Here is a 16,357-nt window from a genome sequence, read left to right as displayed (position 1 = left end):
GTGAGTGAGTTGTTGTCAACTTATCTGCACGCAGTTGATTCTATGCATCATCCGAGACTTGGATTCGCGCTGCGATATGATGGGTGCGTGAAGATCGTGCTCGATACCTCGGTGATGGTTGCCGCCATTCGAGGGCATGGCGGAGCACGTTGTATTCTTTTTCAACTGGCGTCCGGCGTTGTCCGATCCAGATGATGAGATGGTTTTAGAGACGGCTGTGAACGGCGGCGCGAAAGCGATTGTGACCTTGTAACGAACGAGACTTCCGCTCGGTGGCCATTCAGTTCGGCATTGATGTCCTATCGCCGAAGATCGCATATGAGAGGTTGAGAGATGGCAGCAGGTAATGTGGCATTGCAGCTTCAGGAATCCTTATTGAAAGAGGCCCTTATGCTCTCAAAGAGCGAAGGAGTCGAACTCAATCAGTTCATCAATGTTGCGGTTGCCGAAAAAATCTCCGCACTGAGGACGGTCGAGTATCTTCGCGAACGCGCCGCGCGTGCGGATATCCCGGCAGCGCGAGAGATCCTGAAGCGAGCCGGGCTTGGCCACGAGCCGCCGCCTGAAGATCGGCTCGACTAGGCGGCGCCGTAGCCGCTTCCCGCAAAACCCTCGTCTTTCTCCATAGCCGCCCGATCTTTATATAGAGCGGCACAGGAGAACGCTTTATCCGAACCCCCATGCTTTCGCGTCGCCGCTTCCTCGCCTCCGGACTTGTCACCGCCTCAGCCCTGCAGATCGGCCGCCGCGCCCTCGCCGCGGAGACCTGCGTCCTCACGCCCGAGCAGGAGATTGGCCCCTTCTATGTCGCCGACGAGCTGATCCGGTCGAAGATCGCCGAGGGCAAGCCCGGCATTCCGCTGCGTCTGCGGCTGGTGGTGCTCGACAGCAACACCTGCAAGCCGCTTCCGGACGCGGCGATCGACCTCTGGCACTGCGACGCCATGGGACTCTACTCCGGCTTCACGGCGTCGAAGGGCGGCTTCGGCCCCGGCGGACCGGGTGGACGGCCGCCCGGACCGCCCCCCGGAGGATTCGACCCCAGCCACGACGGTGGACCGCCTCCGGGAGGCTTCAGCGGTCCGCCGCCCAATGGCGGAATGAACAAGCCGACCGACAAGCTGACCTTCCTGCGCGGCATCCAGATGACGGCGGCGGACGGCTCGGTCAGCTTCGAGACGATCTTTCCCGGCTTCTACGAGGGCCGGACGAATCACGTTCACTTCAAGGTGCGGCTTGCGGGCCATCGCGATGGCAATACCTATAAAGAGGGCCATACCTCGCATAACGGTCAGATGTTCTTCCCGGAGGACATGAACCTGAAGCTGATGGCCGAGGGGCCGTACGCGAAGCACGCCATCCACCGGACGACGATGGCCGAGGATCACGTCTTCGGCGATCAGCACGGCCCGGCGGTGATCGCGACGCTGCTGCCGGTCGACCCAAAGCATCCCGCTGCAGGGCTGGTTGCGGAGTTGCATGTCGCGGTGGACACGAAGGCTACGCCCGCGCCGGTGGGCATGGGCGGCGGACCGGGTCCGCGGCGGTAGTTCTTCTCTCCGGTAAGCGATGCAGGGGACCCCATCCATTGCGACAATATCGCGATGGATGGGATGTACACTGTCCGGACATGCGTCTACTTCCTCTTTTTCTCCTCGCCGCGACCGCCGCCGCACACGCCCAGTTCGAGTTGCAGGAGTCGCACACGACCGCCAGCCTGCGGGGAATTCACGCCGTCAGCGCGGAGGTCGCGTGGGCCAGCGGGACCGGCGGAACGGTCCTGCGCACGGAGGACGGCGGCAAGAACTGGAAGCTGTGCGCTGTCCCCGAGGGTGCGGAGAAGCTGGATTTTCGCGGGGTGCAGGCCTTCGATGCGACGACGGCCATTGTCATGTCGAGTGGGACGGGGGATCTGTCGCGTATCTATAAGACGGTGGATGGCTGTTCGACGTGGACGCTGGCGTTCACGAACCCGGATAAGGATGGGTTCTTCGATGCAGTACGTTTCAGGCCAGGTGAATTCTCTGTCCGCGGCCGGGGCGTATTGCTCGGCGATCCAGTGAATGGAGAATTCGCCTTATTTTTGACTACTGATGGAGGAGACACGTGGATAAGACGTCTTGTAGCGAAACACGACAGTTCACACGATTGCTCTGTAAAAAAGTTTGCCGCCTCGGCCGGTGAGGCCGTATTCGCTGCGAGCAATGAAGCGTTGGCTTATGAAGACACAGGTTCGTTTTATTTCGTGACGGGCGGAGCCAGGTCTCGTCTGGCATATGTGGGCCAATTTCGTGAACTTGACGGATTGTGGTGTTCCGATGTGTCCAAATTCATCAAGCTTCCGCTCGGTGGGGCGCCTTCGGCCGGGGCTTTTGCAACTGCTGTCAAAACGCGGCAAGGGCAGGTGCTTAGGCAAATGATGGTGGTTGGCGGAGACTATCGTCAGCCGGAAGTATCGGCAGCGACGGCGGTCTTCGTATCGCTGCCGCCGACTGGCTCTCCTTATCCGCCTTCCATGTACTTCAGTGCGAGGAGTTCGAAGCATCCACCCCACGGCTACCGCTCCTCAGTCGCGTACGACGATCGAACTAAGACCTGGATCACGGTAGGCCCAAATGGTACCGACCTCTCGCGCGACGACGGCAAAAACTGGCGGCCTTCCAAACCCGGCCTGCAGGACCAGCCCGACGCCGACAAGAACTGGAACGCGCTTTCGCTGCCCTTCGTAGTGGGGCCGAAGGGCAGGATCGGTAGGCTGCGGCCGGGTGCGCTGGTGGCTTCCCCGAAGAAATAAGGCAACAGCAGATCCTCTTCGAGGATGACAACAAGAAAAGCAAAGGCCAATACAGGGGTTCTTCGCTGCGCTCAGAATGACGAGCGTTTGTGAGCGGGCGAAAGAGGACGGCTTAGCTGGGCGACGGGTCGGCGAACTCGATGTCTCCCGAGCCCTGCATGGCCGAACCCAGCGACGCGGGCGTCGGCGGATAGCTGCGCAGTGGGGCGGGCAGCAGGTAGTCGTTCACCAGGCTGTTGACGATCTGGGTTGTCTCCGGCGCGATGCCGGCGAAGCGCGCGGCGAGCCAGGCCTGCGGAGTGATGGTGATCTCGGCGCGGCCTTCGGCTACGGCGTTGAGGATCTTCTTTGCGGCGTAGTCGGCGCTTGCTGAAAGCAAAGGAGTTGTCGCCGCGAGCTGGAACCAGCGCTCTTCCTTGTCTTTCTGGCCGCTGAACTTTGCGTGAACCTCGCCGCCGGTCCGCATCAGGCCAGGGCAGACGGTCGTGACGCGGACGCCTTTGCCGCGCAGCTCCGCATGCAGGCCCTCGGAGTAGCCGACGAGCGCGAACTTCGCCGCCGAGTACGGCAGCATGTGCGGCACGGCGATCTTGCCGCCCAGGCTCGCGATGTTCACGATGTTGCCGCTGCGGCGGCCGAGCATGTGCGGCAGCGCCGCCTGCGAGGTGTAGAGCGCGGCGAAGAAGTTTGTCTCCATCGTCTTGCGGTAGGTCTCGATGGCCTGATCCTCGACCGGGCCGACCTCGATGATGCCCGCGTTGTTGATGAGGATGTCGAGCCGGCCGAAGGTCCGGATGGCCATGTCGACGAGGCCGGCGGCCTGGTTCTGGTCGGTCACATCGCAGGCGACGAGCAGGATATCGTCTTCGTGGGCGACCGCGCCTTCGTGCAGCAGCGTGTGCCGCGCGATCTCCAGTTGGTCTTCGTCGCGCGCGGCGAGCACGAGCTTCGAGCCTGCCTTGCCGAACTGCCGCGCCAGGGCAAGTCCCAGGCCGCGCGAGCCGCCGGTGATGAGCACGACCTTGTCTCGCCCGAGAGGACGCGGCAGCAGCAGGTAGGCCAGGACGCCCACGGCGGCCTGTGCGGCGAAAAGTACGGTTCCGGACTTCTTCATGCTGAATTCCTCCCAAACGCTCTGCTTGTGTGATGCTTTTCGAGCTTGTTTGGGCAGCCGGAGTTCGGCGATGATAGCGTGGTAGTTCGGTGAAAGGTTGGCGTGATCTCGATGGCCGTTACGTTTACGTGGGATCCCGCCAAGAACGCGGCAAACCAACGGAAGCACGGTGTATCGTTCGATCAGGCGGTTGAAGCTCTTTTCGACCCGCTTGCCCAAACTGTCTCCGACGATCGCCATCCTGCTGAGGAGCGTAGATATTTCAGTATTGGGCAGACCCGCTCGGGACGGCTGTTGACGGTCGGGCACACGGATGAAGATGATGTGGTGAGGATCATTACCGCGCGTGAAGCCACACCGCGCGAGAAGAGAGCATATGAAGACTGAACTCGACATTGACGACATGCCGGACGAGGTCGACTTTTCACGCGGCGAGCGAGGCAGATTTGCGGGCCGGCTACCTGCCGATGCGACGTTGGTGGTCATCGAGCCGGATGTTGCAAAGGCTTTCCCCACTGCATCCGAGGTGAACTCTGCTTTGCGTATCCTGATGAAGGCTGCTGCCGCTGTCGAAATTCCGTCGACCAGAAAAGCGAGCTAGCGCGTGGCGACCAAAAGAAAAACCCGCGGCGCGTACATGATCTCGGCGGTGGCCGAGATGTATGAGATTCATCCCCAGACGCTGCGTCTTTACGAGCGCGAGGGTCTGTTGCGGCCTTCGCGGTCGGACGGCAACACGCGTCTTTACACCGACGAGGACCTCGAACGGCTGGAGTTCATCCTGAACCTCGCGCGCGATCTGGGCGTGAATATTGCCGGCATCGCCGTCGTGCTGCAGATGCGCGAGCGCATGGAGGAGATGAACCGGCAGATGCAGGGCTTCGTCGACTACGTGCGCACGGAGATGCTGAGTCGTATGCAGCAGCAGGCGCCGCAGGCTGCGGGCCTGGTGCCGGTGCGCCGGCCGCCGCCGCCGGTGGTGTCGGTGAAGGCGCCCGTGAAGGCTGTAAAGACGGTTCGCAAGAAATCGCTGTAGCCCGCGTAAAATTGTAGGTGCGCGTTCGTCCGGTCCCGGTTGGCAGAGGGGCAGAGACCTTCGCCCGGCAAGGGTTGCGATGAATCTGTTGTTGAAGTTTCTCTTTTACGTGGCGTTGACCGGTTCGGTTACGTCGTCTATTTATTGCGGCATGGTGCTGGCCGCGGCCGCGCGCTTTGGCCTGCGCAAACGCCGCGAGGATCGCGCGCCGGCCGACTACCTGCCTCCCGTGAGCGTGCTGAAGCCGCTGCACGGCACCGAGCCGGGCATGGAACGCAATATCGAGACCTTCTTCGAACAGGATTATCCGGAGTTCGAGCTGCTCTTCTGCGCGCGGCACGAGACCGACGAGGGACTCAGGCTGGCGCGGCGCGTGGGCGAGCGCTACCCGCATGTGGACGCGAAGTACGTCACCTGCGGCGAGCCGATGCCGAAGTTCCACAACGCGAAGGTCTACTCGCTGGCGCGGCTGGACGAAGAGGCGAAGCACCCGACCTACATCACGGCCGACGCCGATGTGCGGGTCGAGCGCGATTATCTGCAGCGCATGGTGCAGAATCTGAAGGATCCGAAGATGAGCCTCGCGTCGTGCGTCTACCTGGGCACGGCATACGGCGGCGATCGGGCGAGCTTTCCGTCGAAGCTGGATGCGGTGGGCAAGAGCGTCGAGATGACCTCGGGCGTGCTGGTGGCGGACATGATCGAGGGGACGAAGTTCGCCCTCGGCGCGACGATGGCGGTGCGCAAGCAGAGCTTTCAGGAGGTCGGCGGATTCGGCCTGCTGGGGCAGTATTACGCGGACGACTTCGAGCTGGGCAACCGGCTGGCGAAGCAGGGCAAGGGCGTCCGCATGTCGAGCCACATCATTCGGCTGATGGTGCAGGATACGCCGTTCTGGCTGTCGTTTCGCAACCAGTTGCGCTGGATGCAGAGCACGCGGCGGTCGCGTCCGTGGGGGCATCTGGGTTCGGGGCTGACGTTCGCGATGCCCTTTGGAATCATGGGTTTGATCTGGGGCGTCGCCGCCGGGCATCCGCTGGGCGGGCTGCTGTGGCTGGTGGCGATGGCGACCAATCGCTGGCTGCAGGCGGGCGCCATTCTGCGCGTGATGGGCGACCCGGAGTGGTATCGCGGCATGGCGATCTATCCGCTGCGCGACCTGCTGGGCAGCATCCTGTGGCTGGGGAGCTATGGCGGGGACAAGTTCTACTATCGCGGGAAGATTTATACGCTGAAGGACGGCGGGCGGGTGGAGCCTCCGGCCGAGGCGTAAGTGTCCTTAAGTTTGCAAAATGTTCCTCATCCTGAACGAAGTGAAGGACCACTGTATTTCGGTCGGAGCGCCGAGATTCTCCCGGCTTTGGGCAAAATACGGTGGTCCTTCGCGTTGCTCAGGATGACAAGCTTCTTGGGCGAGGCTGGAAATTCGAGAGTTCAGAAGTTGGTCAGCACCGTCTTGCCCCCGGCGCTGGCGAGCGTGTGGACCGGCGCGATGCCCTGCAGGTCTTTCATCCGCTGCACCGGGTTATAGGTGAGCAGGAAGATGTGGCGGCTGCCCCAAAGCTGGCGGAGGCTGGTCTCGTCCTCGAAGATATGCGGCGCGTCCGGCCAGAAGCTGCCGTACCAGGGGCCGTTCACGCGACCGTTGACCAGATGCACCGGCTGGCGGGTATAGAAGAGCAGCGTGGAGCCGGAGGTCAGCTCGCCGTCGAGCACGATGAGGTCTCCCGGCGACTGCTTGGCGGCGACATCGAGCGCCAGCTCCTTTGAGCCGAGGATGGGGTAGAAGCGCGCCAGTCCGCCGTGGACGCAGGTCAGCACCAGCACCATCGCGGCGGCGAGCGTCAGGTTGGCGGCGTAGGTCTTGCCCTGTCTTCGAAGCAGGTACGAACCCGGCCCGATCAGCAGCATCGCGATGGCGACCCCGGCCAGCGGTGCACGGAAGAGGCCCATCGCCGCTCCGGTGAGGTCGTAGAGGTGGCCGAGCGAGAGGTTGTAGAGCTCCGGGTTGTTGGTCAGCAGGGAGAAGATGTCGACGCCGGGCTTCGGCGTCGGAGCCATGACGGCGAAGTAGCCGCAGACGCAGGAGACGATGGCTCCGAGTACGAGCATGTAGCGCGAGGCGAGCAGCATCTTGCGCCGTTCATATGCGACATCGGCTCGGTCGGCCCAGGCCAGCGCGCCGCCGGCGAGCAGGCCGAGCGCGGGCAGCGCGGGCAGAGAGTAGTACTCCTGCCGGGCCGAGAGAGTGAAGAAGCCGAGGACGATGCCGGCCCAGAGGAAGAGCGGAAGACCGGCATCGGGCTGCTCAAGCTGATGCCGCCGGGGCCAGAAGAGCTCGATCGCGGCGGGCAGGAAGGCGCTCCACGGGATCATCCAGATGATGGCGAAGCTCCAGAAGAGCCACACCGGCGTTTGTCCGTAGTCGTGCGGGATGCGTTTTTGCAGGAAGCGGGCGATGTGTTCGTTATAGAGATAGAACCACGCCCAGCCGCCCCTTGCCGGGAGTCCGACGCCTGCGGGGAGTGCGATAGCTGGGTTCCGCAGGGCCGCGAGGATGTGCCACGGCAGCGCGATGATGCCAAAGACCAGCAGCGACGGGATGAGGTGGAGCTTCCAGAGCAGTCTGAGCTGGCGGGTGATCGCGAGGTAGAGAAAGACGAAGCCAAGCGGGAAGACCAGGCCGATGAGGCCTTTGGTCAGGAGGTTCAGGGCGAGGGTGGCGGCGAAGAGCAGGCACGGGGTGAGGGCGGATTTTGGTGGAGTGGTAGAGACCATCCCCACGATAACCTCGGCTGCGCCTCGGTGATCATGGGGCGCCCGGAGGCGTTCTATGGCGATCAGGAAGAGGTGGACGGAGAGGGTCATCCAAAGGCAGATCAGGATGTCCGGGATGAAGAAGCGCGTGTAGAGATACGGGCCGATGCCGGTTGCGACGGCGAGGGCCGAGTAGAGCGCTCCACGATCCGGGGCGTCGACCGGCGAGAGGCGAGCGAAGAGCCGCAAACCCAGCGCGTAGACGGCAAGCAGCAGGGCCAGCATGGCGAAGGCGATGGGCAGGCGCGCGGCCCAGTCGTACTCGCCGAAGACGCGCATCGATCCGGCGGCCATCCAGTACATCAGGGGAGGCTTGTCGAAGAAGCGGATGCCGTCGATGTAGGGGGTGACGTAGTCGTGGCGGTGCAGCATCTCGCGCGCGATCTCGATGTAGACGGAGTCGACGTCGTCGAGCAGGCCGGGCGAGAAGAGGCCGCCGATCTGGAGGACGAACCATGCGGCAAGGATCAGCGCGAGGGAGCGCGGGCTCCAGCGGGCGGTGGGGGCGGGTTGGGTCTGTTCGTTGGTCACTGTACGTTTACTGGCCTTGTTAAGGGCATGGCTTCAGCCGTGCCGTGGATGCTCGAGTTGTTTGCGGCTTTAGCCGCTGGGGTACGGTCTTTGCGGCTGCCAGAAGCAAAGCGAGAAGCAGATTCCCTTCGGGAATGACAAAGAAACAAGCAATGACAAGAAATCAGTGTTTATCCAATGGTCGGTCCGTGATGAGCGCCTTGCCGCTGGTTTCGTCGATGACGACCTGCCGTGTACCCAGCAGGCGGTCGACCTCGCCGCGTTTTTCGAGCGGCACGAAGAGGATCTTGCGTGGACCGGCGCCCCACTGTTGCGCCAACTCTTCGCCGGTCAAGAATACCTTTGGCGCGTCCGGAAAACTCGAGCCGAAGAGCATCGAGGTGCTGCGTCCATTGACCAGCTTTACCTGTTCGCCGAGGTAAAAGGGGATCGACGAGCCGTAGGCCTGGTCGCCGTAGAGCATCACCTGGCGGTCGTGCTGGATGGCGCCGTCGTCTTCGAGTTCGATGATCTTCGCGGCCATGTCCTCGGAGGAGAGCATGGGCGCGAAGCGGCCGAGCGCGATGTGCGCGGCGATGAGGAAGCTCGCGCTGGTGAGTGCGATGGCGGTGGTTGCGGCAAGGTGGCGGCGTTGGCTCCGCAGCAACCACGCGATGCCGGGGCCGACGGCGAGCGCGATCATGGCGAGCGCGGCCGGCAGCCGGAGCGCGGCGAAGCTCTCGCCGGTCAGGTCGAAGAAGTGCGACATGGAGAGCGTGTAGTCGCCGACGCCGCGATGCGCCAGCAGGTCGCCGATGTCGGGTACGTAGGGCAGGCGGCGCGAGGCCCACAGGCCGTAAGCGAGCGCGATGGCCGCCGCCGCGCCGATGGCGGTGAACGCGGCATGCGCGCAGGCGATCCAGCGACGCTTGCCGGTATCGTGATCGTAGCCCTGCTCGGCGCGGGCGATCGTCGCCGCGATCAGCATCAGGATCGGCAGGTAGGCGGGGAAGGTGTAGTACTCCTGGTTGGTCGAGAGCGCGAAGAAGATGAGGACGATGGAGGCGAAGCTGGCGAGCAGCAGAATGCTCCGCTGTTGGGCGTCGATGCGGTGGAAGGGCGAGGCCACAAGGCCCGCCGACCGGCGCCGCAGCAGCAGCTCCACGCCCAGGCAGGCGGCAAAGCCGGCGGCGAAGATGTTCATGGAGTTGTTCGCCATGACCGCAGCCGCCACGCCGAAGAGGCAGGCGAAGCCGATGTCGCGATGCCAGCGGCGATCGATGTGCGCGGTCAGCACCTCGGTCTGGTGCAGCAGCCGGCGGTCCAGCGCGCCGATGCCGAGCGGCAGGAACAGCGCCCAGGGAAAGAGCCAGACCAGGTGCAGGCTCCAGTACAGATAGCTGGGCAGCTTGTTGTAGTCCATCGGCTCGCGCCGTCCGAGGAAGCGCAGCACGTGCTCGTTGATGAAGTAGAACCAGAAGAAGCCGTGTCCGTTGGCGCCGCCGGTGTTGCGCAGCCCGGCGAGAATGTGCCACGGCGCGGCGATCGCCAGCAGGAGCAGGCCGCCGCGGAAGGGACGCAGCAGCCGCCATCGCGACCACTCGCCCGTGAAGGTGAGGAACGCGATGGCGGCGGCGAAGAAGAAGACCAGCGCCACGAGGCCTTTGGTCAGCACGGCGAGCGCGAGCGCGCTCCACAGCGCGACCATGTAGAAGCTGGCCGGACGCGCCGTTGGGTCGGCGGCTAGCAGACGGAGCATGGCGTAGAGCGATGTCGCCAGCAGAAGCGAAAGCAGCACCTCGGGAATCAGGATGCGCGTGAAGAGGAAGACGCCGACCGAGGTGAGAACGGCGAGCGCGGTGTAAAACGCGGTTCGCAGGCCGAAGGCGCGCGTCGCCCAGCGATAGCCGAGCGCCGCCAGCAGCAGGACGGCGAGAGCCTGCGGCAGATGCGTCGCGAAGGTGTTGAAGCCGAAGATGCGGAAGCTGAGCGCGGTCAGCCAGTAAGGCAGAGGCGCCTTTTCAAGGTAGCGGACGCCGTCGACGCGCAGGGTGACGAGGTCGCCGGTGGCGACCATGGCGCGTGCGGCGCTGGCGTGGGTGGCGTCCGCGTCGTCCAGCAGGGGCGGCGAAAAGAGCGCGGCGAAGAAGAGCAGCAGCCAGAGTCCGCCCAGGACGATGGCGGCGGTGCGCGGGCGTGGTCCGTCGGTGGAGGGCGTGACGAGGATCGTGAGTGGGGTGCGGTTGGGCATTCTGGTCTGCAGGTTTAGGATAGCGGAGGATTTGGGTGCGGACGTTGTATCTTGGCGTTAGCGTTGTCGTATCCTGCGGAAGGCAAAAGCAGATCCTCTTCGAGGATGACAATAAGAAGAGCAACGACCAAGACAAGAAGAAGAGCAACGACAAAGACAAGAACGCGCAACGGCAAAGGCGCAATGCGGGGGGCTCTCCACTCCGCTTCGCTTCGGTCGAGAGGACGAAGATTCAGGGGTGGACTTAGAGCATGCCGACATTTGCCGCAGTGGATATTGGGTCGAACTCCTGTCGTTTGAAGATCGCATCGGTTCAGGATCACAAGCTGGTGACGTTGCACGAGGACCGCGAGGTGGTGCGGCTGGGCGAGAGCGTCTTCCAGACCGGGGTAATCTCGCCGGAGGCGATGGCCTTGACCATCCGGGCTTTGCGGCGCTTTCACAAGGCGGTGCAACTGCATGTGGTCGATAAGATCCGCGTGGTGGCCACCAGCGCGATGCGCGACGCGCGCAATGCGGCGGCGTTTACCGAGTGGACGAAATCGGCTACTGGCTGGACGGTGGAGGTCATCTCAGGGCTGGAAGAGGGCCGGCTGATCCACCTGGGGGTGGCGACGCTCGAACCTGGCGGCCAGGGCAAGTGCCTGCTGATCGACCTGGGCGGCGGAAGCTGCGAGGTGACGCTGTCGGACCGTGGCCGCGTGAAGGAGATGGTCAGCCTGCCGCTGGGCGCGGTGCGTCTGCAGCAGGAGTTTCTGCTGACCGATCCGCCGGCGAAGACGGATGTGGCGCGTCTGCAGCAGTACATCGACCGCGAGCTGACGCGGGCGGAGAAGCAGCTCGGGCATCCGAAGGTGTCGCTGGTGATCGCGACCTCGGGCACGGCGGCGGCGCTGGCGGAGGCGAGCCTGGCGGTCTCGGACAAGCTGCCGACGAAGAAGGCGGTCCCGAAGGACTTCGTCGTCGTGAAGCCGGACGAGGCGCACACGCCGCAGGTGCGTGCGCTGGCCGAAAAGCTGGTGACGATGACCAATGCCGAGCGCGAGGCGGTGCCGGGCATCGGGCCGAAGCGGTCGGAGATCATCATCGGCGGCGCGTTCGTGTATGCGTCGCTGCTGGAGCGGTTTGGGCTGGCTGGCTTCCGTTATTCGCCGCTGGGGCTGCGCGACGGCATGCTGGAGCAGATGCTGGGCGAGACGGATCTGCGCGCCGAGGTCCACGAGAAGATGGAGACCGAGCGCTGGGCGGGGGTGCTCGAGGTCTCCGAGCGCTACGGTGTGAACCAGAAGAAGTCGGAGCCGATCCTGCAGCATGCGCTGGAGCTCTTCGACGGGCTGAAGAAGGTGCATGAGCTGCCGGACGAGTACCGGCTGTGGCTCCAGACCGCGGCGATGCTGCAGGAGGTGGGCAAGTTCATGAACCACCAGGGCCACCACCGGCATACGCAGTACATCATCGCCAACTCGGAGATCTTCGGCTTCTCGCCGGAGCAGCGGCTGATCGTCTCGGCCATTGCGCGCTACCTGGGCAAGAGCCGACCGGAGCCGGCCGACCGTGTGATGCGGCAGATTCCGATCGAAGAGCACGTTCACGTGACGCGGGCGATCGTGCTGCTGCGGCTGGCCGTGGCGCTGAACCAGGATCGGGCGAGCGCCGTGGTGGGGCTGAAGATCAGCGTCTACCCGAAGCGGGTGGTGCTGGACATCGTCCCCGGACGCGGCGGCGCGGAGCTGGAGGTGTGGGCGCTGAAGAAAGAGGCGAGCTACTTCCGCGAGGTTCTGCGGCGGGAGCTCTTCGTCGACGTGGAGTAAAGCGCGCGGACGGTGCGCGGGTCGAGCAGCAACTGCAGGCTGGCCGGCCCGCGGGTGAGCGAGAGCTTGGCGATGGACCCCTTGCGCAGCCGGATCGTCGCGACCTGCGGCGTCTCGGCGTGCGCGGGCTGTGGGACCAGCAGCGCGCCCAGGAACGTGTTGATGTTGGGGTTATGGCCGACGACGAGGACGTTTTCGCGATCCTTGAACTCGGCGATCAGACGCTGGAAGTCGACGTAGGTCGCCTCGGGCGCGAGCGCGTTCGAGATGAGGATGGGCGACTCGTAGCCCATCTCGGTGCCGAGCAGGGACGCGGTCTGGAGCGAGCGCTTGAGCGGGCTTGACACGATCAGGTCGAAGTTGAAGTTGAGCGCATTGAGCACATTGGCCAGTCGAAGGCTGTGCTGCTTGCCCTCCTTGTCGAGCGGACGCTTGACGTCGAGGAGGGGGTTGGGACGGCGGGTTCCTGCACTGGCGTGGCGAAGAATAAACAAATTCATAGAACTGTAACAATTCTAACCGAGCGCGGTTGTGGTTTGGTGTCGGCGGGGTTGATGTTTGGTGAAACGTCCGCCGCGCCGCGGAGACGCGATTTATTGGAGAGGTTCGTCCTGCTCCGGGTGAGACTCGCGATGTTCCTGGCTGGCCTCGTGGTGGAAGACGCCGGGGTCGGGCTCGGGCAGGGAGGGCGAGATCGGCTCGGGATCGGGGATGGGGTCGGCTGGGTGCAACGGGGCGTCCTCGGCGTCCTCCGGGGCGATCTCGTGATGCTCAGCCTCGACCACTTGATGGAAGACGCCTGCGTCAGGCTCGGCGAGGGACGGGGCGATGGGCTCCGGCTCGGGGATCGGGTCTGGCGGCGGAGCGGGCGGGTTCCAGGCGGCGGGCATGATGAGGGGTTCGATGACTTCGACGGGGATGGGGTTGTTGAGCGCGAGCGTCGTGCTGGCGCCGCGTTGCCAGTAGCGTGTGACGAGCAGAGCCAGCACGCCCACCTGCACCAGCAGGAACTGCGGCCAGACGCGCGGCTGCGCCAGCGTATGCACGGCGATGCGGCCGGTGAGGAAGAGCGTCGCGAAGCCCAGAAGCGCGAGCAGCAGGAAGGTCAGGTAGTTTGCGAGGAAGCCGCGGAAGAGCGTTCGCAGCGCCGGCAGCAGCGCGCGGCGGACGCGGCGGTCGGGCTTGCCGTTGTCGCGGATCCGCAGGCCGAGCTGGACGGTGTAGGCCTCGACCAGGTCGAAGTAGAGCCGCAGCAGCGCGGCGACCAGAGCCACGACGCCCAGCGTCACCGCCTGGTGGACCAGCGCGGGTGGTCCAACGAGGTGTTTGTCGGCGCGTTCGGTCAGGGCGGCGTGCGCGGCCCAGAGCGGCCCGAGGATTGCGCCCGAGACGACAAGCGTGACGAGCGTGATGCGGACGAATCGCCAGAAGTGCAGCAGACCCGTGCTCAGCAACGTCGAGAGCCGCGCCGGTTCGCCGGTCTGGTAGCACCAGAGCGCGCCGGGGACGAGGAGGAAGTAGATCAGCACGTAGAGCGGCAGGCCGGAGAAGCTGGAGACGCCTGTGTCGGGCGCGTTCTCGGTGATGCGCTGGTAGGTGTTGAGCACGACGCCCAGGTCGAAGGCGGAGCTGAGCCGCTGCGAGGCCAGCGAGTGGGTCAGGATGTCGTTCAACTGCGCACGCACGCGCACGGCAAAGAGCAGCGCCAGGCCGAGGTTGGCCGCGTAGGTCCAGAGGATGGCGCGGCCGTGGCCGAGCGCGAGGGTAAGGCCGTGGGTCAGTTGGTTGCGGCGTTCGGTCATGCTTGGTCCTTCCAAGAGTGCAACGGCAAGTACAACAGCAGATTCCCTTCGGGAATGACAAACACGAAAGGCAAAGACTCCAAGGCTCTTACACGACCCAGGTGAGCATCTGCTCCAGCAACTGCAGGGCGCTGGTGTAGAGGTTCGCCAGCTTGCGCGCCGGGATGGGGTCGGCCTTGGTGGTGTAGCTGTTGTTGAAGAGATTCCTGTCGAGCATCACGGTGTGCTGCGGGTCGATCTCGACGGAGACGATCCTGCTCGACCGGATGTAGGTGTAGGTGTGCCAGCGATCCAGGCCGTCCCATATCTCGCGGCTCTTTGTGCCGTCCTCGAAGACGACCTCGAGCGTGACGGACAGGGTGAACTCGCCGCGGCGGCGGATGGTGACCGTGTCGCGGTACTGCGTCTTGCCGGCGCCCGGCTCGGGCTTCCACCACTCGACCGGGTCCGAGGTCGGCTCGGAGACGGAGTAGTCGAGCATCTGCGTGCCGTAGATGGCCTGGTTGAAGAACGGTCGCAGCGAGGAGTTGATGATGACCGGGTGCGCCGGCGGCGCCTTGTAGGTCGTGCTGACCCAGTAGTTCTGAAAGTACTGGATGTAGGGCGTGGCGGCGGTCGCGGGCGGATTGGGAATCGTTACAAGCTGGCCGGTGGCGCGGCCGCGTTTGATCGCGACCTCTTCGATCGTGTTCAGCAGATCTTCGGTCGTGGGGTGGGTAAAGCGATAGCGCATGAAGTAGACGTGCAGCGCCTCGCGCAGGGTGTCCTCGCCGATGATGCCTTCGAGCGTATTCATCAGCGTCGCGGTCTTGCCGTAGGTGATCGCGCCATAGGAGCCGGAGTTGCGGAACTGCCAGGCATGGCGGACGACGGGGTCGGAGTCCGGGTTGCTGAGGTACTGCGTGCGCTGCAGGTCGGTCTCGCCCAGATTGGCCCAGCGCTGATCGAGGCCGGAGGTGTGCCGGTTGTAGATCGCATCCATCACCTTGTTCTCGGTGTAGGAGTTGACGCCTTCGTCGAGCCATGCGTCCTCGAACTCGTTGGTCGCGACCATGCCGTACCAGTACTGGTGGCCGAACTCGTGCTCGGCGGTGATCTCGGTGATGTGCGTGGGGTCCCAGACCGTGGTGTCGCCGGTGAAGAGCGTGGGGTACTCCATGCCGCCCATCTCGGAGTCGGGCTCGGGGTCGATGACGGTGACGATCTTGTAGGGATAGGGGCCGTAGAACTGGTCGAATTTGGCGAGCGACGAGTGGATGATGTCGAGGTAGCGCTTGCCCGCGCCGGGATGCGCGGCGAGCGCGAGGACGTGGATCTTTACCGGACCCATGGACGACAGGTACGTGCCGTCGGTGACGACGAAGTGCGGGCTGGCGGCCCAGGCAAAGTCGCCTACATCCTCGGCGTAGAAGCTGAGGGTCTTGGTGTCGCCTGGGTTTGTCTGCTCGCCCGTGGGCACGCCGGTGGCGCCGACGGTGTAGCGCCGGGGCAGGGTCAGCTTCACGTTGAATGTGCCAAAGTCCGAAAAGAACTCGGTGGTCGCGTGGTACTGGTGGCAGTTCCACGCGCCATGCCAGAAGACGCCGACCTTCGGGTACCACTGGCCGCCCATCAGGAAGTCGCGCTTGTAGCCGTTGCGCGCGACCGAGAGCGGGAACTGGTCGTGGAAGGTCATGTGGAAGGTAATGGACTCGCCGGGCAGGATGGCGTGCGCGAGCTTGACCTCCATGACGGTGTGGTCTTGCTGGTTGCCGTCGTCGGGCGCGGTGAAGCTCATCCAGGGGGTAAGGTCGCCCTGTCCGTCGGCGTCGATGTGGGTGATGACGATGCTGCCGAGCTTCTCCTTCGGGTAGTCGTTATCGGCCTCGCTGTCGCGGATGCCGCCCTGAAAGTGCGTCTCGCTGGTGAAGGTGGATTGCGGGCGGAAGGCGTTGAGATACAGGTGAAACGGAAAGATGAGCAGCGGCTGGCCGGTGAGATTCTTATAGGTCAGGGTCTCGGTGGCGTCCAGCGACTTCTTGTCCGTGTCGATCTTCGCGGCGAGATCGTAGGCCACGACGCGAGTGGAGAGCGGCGTGGAAGAGTTCGTCGCGAGGCTCTGGGCCTGGGTCTGCACGGCGGCGAAGCTGAGGAGGAGCGCGAGAAAGAGGCTGGCTGGGCGCATGGTCGGATTGTAGTGCAGCGTTGGCAAAGGGACCAGGAAATTAGGGGAGAAGGAATGG

General features: G+C 64.2%; 15 protein-coding genes. 9 read left to right on the top strand and 6 right to left on the bottom strand.

The features are described from left to right. Positions 1–136 precede the first annotated feature (136 nt). The 4 genes from CHB87_RS22490 (at position 137) to CHB87_RS15725 (ending at position 2,794) form a co-directional block, all read left to right on the top strand. Positions 137–253, top strand: coding sequence for a PIN domain-containing protein (locus CHB87_RS22490; protein WP_142988380.1), 117 nt, complete (start codon positions 137–139; stop codon positions 251–253). A gap of 80 nt (positions 254–333) precedes the next feature. Beyond that, positions 334–582 carry a hypothetical protein gene (locus CHB87_RS15735; RefSeq protein ID WP_089409401.1) on the top strand — a complete coding sequence of 83 codons (249 nt, stop codon included), beginning with the start codon at positions 334–336 and terminating at the stop codon, positions 580–582. Between the two features lie 98 nt (positions 583–680). Then, positions 681–1,550, top strand: coding sequence for an intradiol ring-cleavage dioxygenase (locus tag CHB87_RS15730; protein ID WP_089409400.1), 870 nt, complete (start codon positions 681–683; stop codon positions 1,548–1,550). Between the two features lie 80 nt (positions 1,551–1,630). Next, positions 1,631–2,794, top strand: a complete 1,164-nt coding sequence (locus CHB87_RS15725) for a WD40/YVTN/BNR-like repeat-containing protein (protein WP_089409399.1) — start codon at positions 1,631–1,633, stop codon at positions 2,792–2,794. Between the two features lie 112 nt (positions 2,795–2,906). On the opposite strand, the gene CHB87_RS15720 is transcribed toward CHB87_RS15725, so the two are convergent. After that, complete coding sequence (locus CHB87_RS15720) at positions 2,907–3,908, bottom strand: SDR family NAD(P)-dependent oxidoreductase (RefSeq protein ID WP_089409398.1); 1,002 nt, start codon at positions 3,906–3,908, stop codon at positions 2,907–2,909. A gap of 111 nt (positions 3,909–4,019) precedes the next feature. Between CHB87_RS15720 and CHB87_RS15715 the strand changes: the two genes are divergently transcribed. From CHB87_RS15715 to CHB87_RS15700, 4 genes are all read left to right on the top strand, one after another. Next, positions 4,020–4,295 (top strand): BrnT family toxin, encoded by a 276-nt coding sequence (locus tag CHB87_RS15715; RefSeq protein WP_089409620.1) that lies wholly within the window; start codon positions 4,020–4,022, stop codon positions 4,293–4,295. Further along, positions 4,285–4,509 carry a hypothetical protein gene (locus CHB87_RS15710; protein ID WP_089409397.1) on the top strand — a complete coding sequence of 75 codons (225 nt, stop codon included), beginning with the start codon at positions 4,285–4,287 and terminating at the stop codon, positions 4,507–4,509. Before CHB87_RS15715 ends, CHB87_RS15710 begins: the two co-directional genes overlap by 11 nt. A 3-nt stretch (positions 4,510–4,512) precedes the next feature. After that, positions 4,513–4,944 carry a MerR family transcriptional regulator gene (locus tag CHB87_RS15705; protein WP_089409396.1) on the top strand — a complete coding sequence of 144 codons (432 nt, stop codon included), beginning with the start codon at positions 4,513–4,515 and terminating at the stop codon, positions 4,942–4,944. 79 nt (positions 4,945–5,023) lie between these two features. Beyond that, positions 5,024–6,217: a glycosyltransferase gene (locus tag CHB87_RS15700; protein ID WP_089409395.1), complete on the top strand. Its 1,194-nt coding sequence runs from the start codon at positions 5,024–5,026 to the stop codon at positions 6,215–6,217. Between the two features lie 161 nt (positions 6,218–6,378). On the opposite strand, the gene CHB87_RS15695 is transcribed toward CHB87_RS15700, so the two are convergent. Together CHB87_RS15695 and CHB87_RS15690 are read right to left on the bottom strand one after the other, a co-directional pair. After that, positions 6,379–8,292, bottom strand: a complete 1,914-nt coding sequence (locus CHB87_RS15695; protein ID WP_089409394.1) for an ArnT family glycosyltransferase — start codon at positions 8,290–8,292, stop codon at positions 6,379–6,381. A 163-nt stretch (positions 8,293–8,455) separates the two neighbouring features. Next, positions 8,456–10,522: an ArnT family glycosyltransferase gene (locus tag CHB87_RS15690; protein ID WP_089409393.1), complete on the bottom strand. Its 2,067-nt coding sequence runs from the start codon at positions 10,520–10,522 to the stop codon at positions 8,456–8,458. Positions 10,523–10,773: 251 nt separating this feature from the next. Between CHB87_RS15690 and CHB87_RS15680 the strand changes: the two genes are divergently transcribed. Beyond that, on the top strand, positions 10,774–12,333 hold the full coding sequence (locus tag CHB87_RS15680) for a Ppx/GppA phosphatase family protein (RefSeq protein ID WP_089409391.1): 1,560 nt from the start codon (positions 10,774–10,776) through the stop codon (positions 12,331–12,333). Here the strand turns inward: CHB87_RS15680 and CHB87_RS15675 are convergent. From CHB87_RS15675 to CHB87_RS15665, 3 genes are all read right to left on the bottom strand, one after another. Continuing rightward, positions 12,285–12,833: a SixA phosphatase family protein gene (locus CHB87_RS15675; protein WP_089409390.1), complete on the bottom strand. Its 549-nt coding sequence runs from the start codon at positions 12,831–12,833 to the stop codon at positions 12,285–12,287. The two genes, CHB87_RS15680 and CHB87_RS15675, sit on opposite strands and share 49 nt — an antisense overlap. A gap of 93 nt (positions 12,834–12,926) precedes the next feature. Further along, a complete protein-coding gene (locus tag CHB87_RS15670) occupies positions 12,927–14,135 on the bottom strand; it encodes a hypothetical protein (protein WP_089409389.1) in 1,209 nt (402 codons plus the stop codon). A gap of 88 nt (positions 14,136–14,223) precedes the next feature. Continuing rightward, complete coding sequence (locus CHB87_RS15665; RefSeq protein WP_089409619.1) at positions 14,224–16,299, bottom strand: M1 family metallopeptidase; 2,076 nt, start codon at positions 16,297–16,299, stop codon at positions 14,224–14,226. Positions 16,300–16,357 lie beyond the last annotated feature (58 nt).

It is taken from the genome of Granulicella rosea (genome assembly GCF_900188085.1).
GTDB lineage: Bacteria > Acidobacteriota > Terriglobia > Terriglobales > Acidobacteriaceae > Edaphobacter > Edaphobacter rosea.
Note: the sequence above shows the minus strand (reverse complement) of the source record. Positions and strands in the feature narration are given on the sequence as shown.

Excerpts from the sequence above, each read along its gene's own strand:
- CHB87_RS22490 (WP_142988380.1), top strand. The coding sequence starts at position 137 with ATGGCGGAGCACGTTGTATTCTTTTTCAACTGGCGTCCGGCGTTGTCC.
- CHB87_RS15735 (WP_089409401.1), top strand. The coding sequence starts at position 334 with ATGGCAGCAGGTAATGTGGCATTGCAGCTTCAGGAATCCTTATTGAAA.
- CHB87_RS15730 (WP_089409400.1), top strand. The coding sequence starts at position 681 with ATGCTTTCGCGTCGCCGCTTCCTCGCCTCCGGACTTGTCACCGCCTCA.
- CHB87_RS15725 (WP_089409399.1), top strand. The coding sequence starts at position 1,631 with ATGCGTCTACTTCCTCTTTTTCTCCTCGCCGCGACCGCCGCCGCACAC.
- CHB87_RS15720 (WP_089409398.1), bottom strand. The coding sequence starts at position 3,908 with ATGAAGAAGTCCGGAACCGTACTTTTCGCCGCACAGGCCGCCGTGGGC.
- CHB87_RS15715 (WP_089409620.1), top strand. The coding sequence starts at position 4,020 with ATGGCCGTTACGTTTACGTGGGATCCCGCCAAGAACGCGGCAAACCAA.
- CHB87_RS15710 (WP_089409397.1), top strand. The coding sequence starts at position 4,285 with ATGAAGACTGAACTCGACATTGACGACATGCCGGACGAGGTCGACTTT.
- CHB87_RS15700 (WP_089409395.1), top strand. The coding sequence starts at position 5,024 with ATGAATCTGTTGTTGAAGTTTCTCTTTTACGTGGCGTTGACCGGTTCG.
- CHB87_RS15690 (WP_089409393.1), bottom strand. The coding sequence starts at position 10,522 with ATGCCCAACCGCACCCCACTCACGATCCTCGTCACGCCCTCCACCGAC.
- CHB87_RS15680 (WP_089409391.1), top strand. The coding sequence starts at position 10,774 with ATGCCGACATTTGCCGCAGTGGATATTGGGTCGAACTCCTGTCGTTTG.
- CHB87_RS15675 (WP_089409390.1), bottom strand. The coding sequence starts at position 12,833 with ATGAATTTGTTTATTCTTCGCCACGCCAGTGCAGGAACCCGCCGTCCC.
- CHB87_RS15670 (WP_089409389.1), bottom strand. The coding sequence starts at position 14,135 with ATGACCGAACGCCGCAACCAACTGACCCACGGCCTTACCCTCGCGCTC.
- CHB87_RS15665 (WP_089409619.1), bottom strand. The coding sequence starts at position 16,299 with ATGCGCCCAGCCAGCCTCTTTCTCGCGCTCCTCCTCAGCTTCGCCGCC.